General features: G+C 36.4%; 4 protein-coding genes and 1 pseudogene. All 5 read left to right on the forward strand.

Features of this window, described 5'->3' with window-relative positions; translation table 11 throughout:
* The first annotated feature begins 11 nt into the window (after positions 1–11).
* Complete coding sequence (locus L3X37_RS10635; RefSeq protein WP_237240153.1) at positions 12–803, forward strand: SDR family NAD(P)-dependent oxidoreductase; 792 nt, start codon at positions 12–14, stop codon at positions 801–803.
* Between the two features lie 24 nt (positions 804–827).
* Entirely contained in the window at positions 828–1,907 is a 1,080-nt protein-coding gene (locus tag L3X37_RS10640; RefSeq protein WP_237240154.1) for an aldose epimerase family protein, read from the forward strand.
* Positions 1,908–1,938: 31 nt separating this feature from the next.
* A complete protein-coding gene (locus L3X37_RS10645) occupies positions 1,939–3,342 on the forward strand; it encodes a sugar porter family MFS transporter (protein ID WP_262910809.1) in 1,404 nt (467 codons plus the stop codon).
* A gap of 7 nt (positions 3,343–3,349) precedes the next feature.
* Positions 3,350–5,524: a glycoside hydrolase family 3 C-terminal domain-containing protein gene (locus tag L3X37_RS10650; protein ID WP_237240156.1), complete on the forward strand. Its 2,175-nt coding sequence runs from the start codon at positions 3,350–3,352 to the stop codon at positions 5,522–5,524.
* 7 nt (positions 5,525–5,531) lie between these two features.
* Positions 5,532–6,694: pseudogene (locus tag L3X37_RS10655) on the forward strand (hypothetical protein); the annotation flags it as partial.

Here is a 6,694-nt window from a genome sequence, read left to right on the forward strand (position 1 = left end):
AGTATAGGTATATGGCACTACATATTGATTTAAAGGATAAAGTAGCCCTGGTTACAGGTATAAGTAAAGGTATAGGGGCAGGTGTAGCCTCCGTTTTACTAGATGCTGGTTGTTATATTTCCGGATGTGCAAGAAGTGAAGGGAATAAATATGAATATTTTAATATTGAAAAAAAAGCTGAAAGTTTAGGACGTCCAATTCATTTTATGAAAACAGATGTGACTAATATAGCCGAACTAAAGGCTATGGTTCAAGGAACGATAGATAGATTTGGAAAGTTGGATATTTTAATTTCTAATGCTGGGGTAGGTGTTTTTGAAGGACTGGAAAATTGTTCTGAAGATAAATGGAACTATAATTTAGATTTGAATTTAAATTCGCATTGGCGTCTTGCTAAATTATGCAAACCATACTTGGAGAAAAGTGATGTGGGAAATATTGTGATTATTGGTTCAAATCATGGATTCTCTACCATACCAGGATGTTCGCCTTATAGTGTAACAAAAACAGCTTTAAGAGGTTTAATACAAAGTTTGGCTATAGAATGGGGCCCATCTATAAGAGCCAATTGTATTGCACCAGGATTTATTGACACAGAGCAAAACAAAAAATGGTTCGAAAGTTTTCCCGATGCAGATGCAGAACGAACACGAACAGAGAAATTACATCCAGTTAAAAGAATAGGAACACCAGAAGAAATAGGAGGTTTTTGTGCCTTTTTATCTTCTCAGTATGCCAGATTTATAACTGGAGCAACATATCTAGTAGATGGAGGTCGATCTGCTGTTATGCAAGATGATTAAATCCAATTTGACCTAACAAGCAGAATGAATCTAGAGTGTAAAATAAAAAAGAGCAAATTTGGACAGAGCCCTGCAGGAGATCTGATAGATTGCTATGAATTAAAACATACTAACGGACTCATTGCAAAGGTCATTAATTTTGGTGGTATCCTTACCGAACTTTATGTGCCTGACAAGTTTGGAAAGTATGCAAATGTTGTTCTAGGATTTCAAGATGTTCATTCTTACTTAAAAGAAAATATTTATGCCGGAGCCATAATAGGGAGGGTTGCAGGAAGATTGACAAAAGGTAAATTTAATGATGGAAAGAAAACGTACCAATTAACCCAAAATGAAGGTGAGACTCATTTGCATGGAGGTATAAAAGGTTTCGATAAAAGCGTTTGGGATGCAAAGATTGTTACAAAAAATAATAGTGAGGTTTTAGAATTAACTTATCATAGCCCAAATGGAGAAGAAGGTTATCCAGGAAATTTATCAATGAGAGTAACTTATTCTTTGACAAAAGAAAATGGAATTCGTATAGAATATGAAGCAACAACAGATGAACTAACACCGCTATGTCCTACGAACCACTCTTATTTTAATTTGGCAGGAGAAGGTAAAGGAACTATTCTCAATCATTTGTTGACAATCGATTCTGAATTGATTGCAGAAGTAGACCAAAATTATTTACCAACAGGAAATCTTAAAAAAACAGTAGCAGATATAACCGATTATAAAAAAGCTGCTCCAATTGAAAGAATGGCAAAAATAGACACATACGCTCATGGGGAAATGTATTTATTAGACAATTTCACAAAAGATCTTAAAAAAGTTGCTTCGTTACAAGAACCTAAAAGTGGACGTACCATGAATGTATATACAGATGCTATTGGAATGCAATTGTATACGGGATTATTTTTAAATACAACTAGCAAGGGAAGATCTGGGGCTGCTTACAAACCATTTTCAGGAGTATGTTTTGAATGTCAAGGGTTTTCAGATGCTCCAAACCACAAAACATTTGCATCTATATTTTTGCATCCAGACGAATGTTTTAAACAAGTAACAGAATATCGTTTTGAAAACAATTTTGATTTTTATAAACAAAATAAAACCTAAGCATTTAAACCTTTTCAAAAAGTATAAGAAAATGAGCAAATCAAATCAACTAAATTTTAAATATATTTTAACGATATCCATGATCTCTGCTCTCGGAGGATTGCTTTTTGGCTATGACTGGGTTGTAATTGGAGGAGCAAAACCCTTCTACGAACGTTTTTTTGATATTGCAGATATTCCGAGTTTGCAAGGATGGGCAATGTCAAGTGCTTTAATAGGTTGTATTATTGGTGCTACATCAGCTGGAAAGATCACTGAACGTTTAGGACGTAAAAGACCATTAGGCATTGCTGCTTTCTTATTCATAATATCTGCGGCAGGCACTGGTTGGTTCAATGATTTTAACCTGTTTATTGGCTTTCGTATTTTAGGTGGGTTAGGTATAGGATTAGCATCTACTATTTCTCCTATGTATATTGCAGAAGTATCTCCATCTGTATATAGAGGTAGACTGGTTTCTCTTAACCAATTGGCTATTGTTGTTGGTATTCTTGCCGCACAAATTCTTAATTATATTATTGCAGAGCCCGTTCCAGTAAGCATGACGGATGTGGAGATAGTAAACTCATGGAATGGGCAAACTGGATGGAGATGGATGTTTTGGGTAGAATTAATTCCAGCGTCTTTATTTTTTATCCTGATTTTTATCATTCCGGAAAGTCCAAGATGGCTAACTAAAAACAACCAAAAAAATAGGTCTTTAAAAGTGTTAGGAGATATTGGAGGAAAAAAATATGCTCTTAAAATACAAGAGGAAATTCAAGAAACACTTTCTGAATCAAATAAATCTATTAGCATAAAAGAACTCCTACAACGAAAAAATAAACGTTTGATTATAATAGGAATTTGTCTTGCCTTTTTGGTGCAATGGTGTGGTATAACCATTGTATTTAATTATGCTGAAGAAGTTTTTACCAGTGCTGGTTATGGTGTAAGTGACTCTTTGTTTAATATTATTTTAACAGGTGTTGTAAATTTAGTATTTACAATAATTGCTATACAAATAATTGACAAATGGGGTAGACGAAACCTTTGGTTACTTGGCTCTATAGGTCTTTGCATAACATTTTTATTTATAGGAGGTTTTTACTTTTTTGGATTCAAAGGATTCTCGTTAGTTGTCTTAATTGTAACAGCCATTGCTATTTATGCACTTACATTGGCACCAGTGTTTTGGGTGCTTGTGTCAGAGATTTTTCCAAATCGAATAAGAGGTGCAGCTGCTTCTATTACTGTTACTTCCATGTGGATTGCCAGTTTTTTAATTACATATAGTTTCCCTGTATTAAATAATGCCTTGGGAGCACATGGTATTTTCTGGTTGTATGGTGGAATTTGTGTACTGTGCTTTTTCTATGTAAGATTTAAGATTCCGGAAACCAAGGGGAAAAGTCTGGAAGAAATTGAATTTTATTGGGAATCAAAGTATAATTAAGATTAATATGAAAACAAAAGGAAGGAACATCAAATTTACTACAACGATAAAAATCAACTATTTACTGTTTCTTGTGTTTTTAGGATTAGCATGGAATATAAATGCTCAACATGTATTTAACGATCCTGAAGTTGAAACCGAACAAAGGATTGAGGACTTAATCCAAAGGTTGACTCTTGAAGAAAAAGTTTCGTTAATGGTTCACGAGTCAAAAGGCATTGAAAGGCTGGGAATACCTCCCTATAATTGGTGGAATGAATGTTTACACGGTATTGCCCGTGCGGGAAAAGCTACTGTTTTTCCACAGGCGATTGGTTTGGCAGCTACATTCGATACCCATTTAATTCATCAGGTTGCAACTGTAATTTCTGATGAAGGAAGAGCTAAATTTAACGAAGCAAAAAAGATTGGTAATTACGGGCGTTATTTTGGGTTAACATATTGGTCTCCAAATGTTAATCTCTTTCGGGACCCTAGGTGGGGACGCGGACAGGAAACTTATGGTGAAGATCCTTTTTTGTCGGGCGCTATTGGAAAAGCATTTGTGGAAGGCATACAGGGTAATGATCCTTTTTATTTAAAAGGTGCGGCTTGTGCAAAGCACTATGTTGTGCATAGCGGTCCGGAAGCAGTGCGGCATGAATTTAATGCGGTTAGTTCGGATAACGACTTGTACAATACCTATCTACCTGCCTTTAAAACCCTTGTAGATGCTGGGGTTGTGGGTGTTATGTGTGCCTATAATCGTACAAATAATGAATTGTGTTGTGGTAGCCCCACGTTGTTGAACGGAATTCTAAGAAACGACTGGAATTTTAACGGGTATATTGTATCCGACTGTGGTGCAATTTATGATTTCTGGAAATACCATAAAATAGTAAAGGATGATGTGCATTCTGCAGCACTTGCTTTAAAACATTCTGTAAACATAAATTGCGGAAGTACATTCAATAAACTTAACGAGGCAGTAGAACAGGGATTGGTTACCGAGAAAGAAATTGACCTTGCTTTATCGGATGCGTTGAGGATACTTTTTCGTTTGGGCTGGTTCGATGAAGAAGATAAAACTTCCTGGGCTAATTTGGGTAACAAAGACGTGGCAACGCCCGAACATATAGCATTGGCACGAAAAACTGCGGTGAAGTCGATTGTCATGCTCAAAAACAACGGTATATTGCCTTTAAAGAAGAGTACCAAAAGTATTTTTGTAACCGGCCCTAATGCAACCAGTTTAGAAGCTCTTATGGGAAATTATAATGGTTTTTCAGGACAATGGGTAACACCGTTTGAAGGAATAGTAAACCGCGCTAACGCAGGTGTTGCAGTTAATTATAACGAAGGTTGTAAACTTGCCGATGATATGAATTTTAAGGGCACCTGGATGGCGGGTTCTAACGATGTAACCATTGCTTTTTTGGGTATGAATGCTTTGCTCGAAGGAGAACAGGGTGATGCTTACCTCAGTAAGTACGGTGGAGATAAAAACGATTTGCAACTGTCCGAAAATCAAATAGAATTTGTTAAAATCTTAAAGAAGAGTGGTAAGCCACTGGTAGCTGTTATAATGGGAGGTAGCGCACTTTCTTTAGATGCCATAGAACCCTATGTAGATGCCATACTGTGGGCCTGGTACCCTGGAGAGCAGGGTGGTAATGCCATTGCTGATGTGTTATTTGGCGATGAAGATCCGGGAGGCAGGTTACCTCTTACATTCTACCATTCGGTAAATGATTTACCCCCATTTGAAGATTATTCAATGAATGGCAGGACTTATAGATACTTTAGTGGTGATGTCTCCTATCCTTTCGGGTATGGGTTGAGTTATACTACTTTTAATGTGTCAGATATTAAGCTGAATAAAAATAAATTCAAAAAAGCAGATACAATATCCTTGTCATTAAATATCGTTAATTCGGGAGAAATGGATGGAGATGAAGTAATACAGGTTTACCTTGCTACACCAGATTTTTATAACCGTCCTATAAAATCGCTTGTAGCTTTCGAGCGTGTAAGCTTAAAAAAAGGCGACGAACAGTATCTTGAGATTTCAGTTCCTGCCAATCGGTTGTACTGGTATAATAGCGAGACAGGGAAGTATGAAGTAAATAAAGGAAATTATATGCTTGAAGTTGGCAATTCTTCACGGCATATTTATAAATCACTAAATTTTTTGATCAAATAAACAGAAGATGAAAAAAACATTCAGTTCATTAATTATAGTAATAGCATTGTTTGCAATTGCCCTTTCTTGCAAACAAAAAGAAGAAAAAGATGAGAAGTCTGGCACAAGCTTGAAATACGTAATGGATTTTGTTCATAATAATCCAGGACTTCCCCCTCGTGTTTCTAAATTTAACAATACACAATTCTTGGAATCGCTTGGTTATGGTGGCATTACGCCACATTGGTTTGTGCAATGCGGCATTACTTACGATTCTTTGGAAGAAGGGATAGTACCTGAAGGTTCTGAAGAGAGAGAATGGATATTGGCTAATGCTAAAAAATTAAAACAGCAGATAAGAGAAGCGAAAAAAGCAGACATTGATCTATGTCCGTTTACAGATTTTCTGGTAGTGCCTAAATCAGTTTGGGAAAAGTATGGTAAACAAATGGTTGCCGATGAATTTATAGATAAAGTGGATTCAGAAAACTATCGAAAGCCCGACATCAGGAAAGAAATGACCAAGAAAATTTTGAGAATTCAGTTGGATGAGATTTTCAATACTTTTCCAGAACTGGATGGGCTTGTTCTTCGTTTTGGAGAAACCTATCTGCACGATACGCCTTTTCATTTGGGTAATAGCCCGATTAGAGGAGGAGAATTAAGTATTCCTGATCATGTTGAATTAATTAAATTGTTGAGGGAAGAGGTGTGTGTGAAAAGAGATAAAAAATTGTTTTACAGAAATTGGGTTCATGATGTTTTTCAATATAATCTTTCAACCTATTTGGCGGTAACTAACCAGGTAGAACCCCACCCCAATTTAATTTTTTCAATTAAGCATACTCGTGGTGATTTTCTCCGAACACATGATTTTAACCAGATTCTTGGAAAAGGAAAACATCAACAGATCGTGGAGGTTCAATGTCAGCGAGAGTATGAAGGGAAGCAGGCTCATCCCAATTACATTGCAAAAGGTGTGATTGAAGGTTTTGAAGAGTATGATTATCTTATGGAGCCAGAACAAACCCAATGCTTGAATGATATAAAAGATTCCAGTATATTTGCTGGTGTTTGGACCTGGTCTCGTGGGGGAGGCTGGCTGGGGCCTCATTTAAAAAATGAGTTTTGGGCAGAACAGAATGCTTACGTAATGTCTAAATGGGCGCAAAATACCAGCAGGTCTGAAGA

Origin of the sequence: Wocania arenilitoris (genome assembly GCF_021728535.1) — a bacterium.
In the GTDB taxonomy this organism is placed as follows: domain Bacteria; phylum Bacteroidota; class Bacteroidia; order Flavobacteriales; family Flavobacteriaceae; genus Wocania_A; species Wocania_A arenilitoris.

What these genes read in the sequence shown, in the direction of transcription:
- L3X37_RS10635 (WP_237240153.1), top strand. Translation starts at nt 12, where the DNA reads ATGGCACTACATATTGATTTAAAGGATAAAGTAGCCCTGGTTACAGGT.
- L3X37_RS10640 (WP_237240154.1), top strand. Translation starts at nt 828, where the DNA reads ATGAATCTAGAGTGTAAAATAAAAAAGAGCAAATTTGGACAGAGCCCT.
- L3X37_RS10645 (WP_262910809.1), top strand. Translation starts at nt 1,939, where the DNA reads ATGAGCAAATCAAATCAACTAAATTTTAAATATATTTTAACGATATCC.
- L3X37_RS10650 (WP_237240156.1), top strand. Translation starts at nt 3,350, where the DNA reads ATGAAAACAAAAGGAAGGAACATCAAATTTACTACAACGATAAAAATC.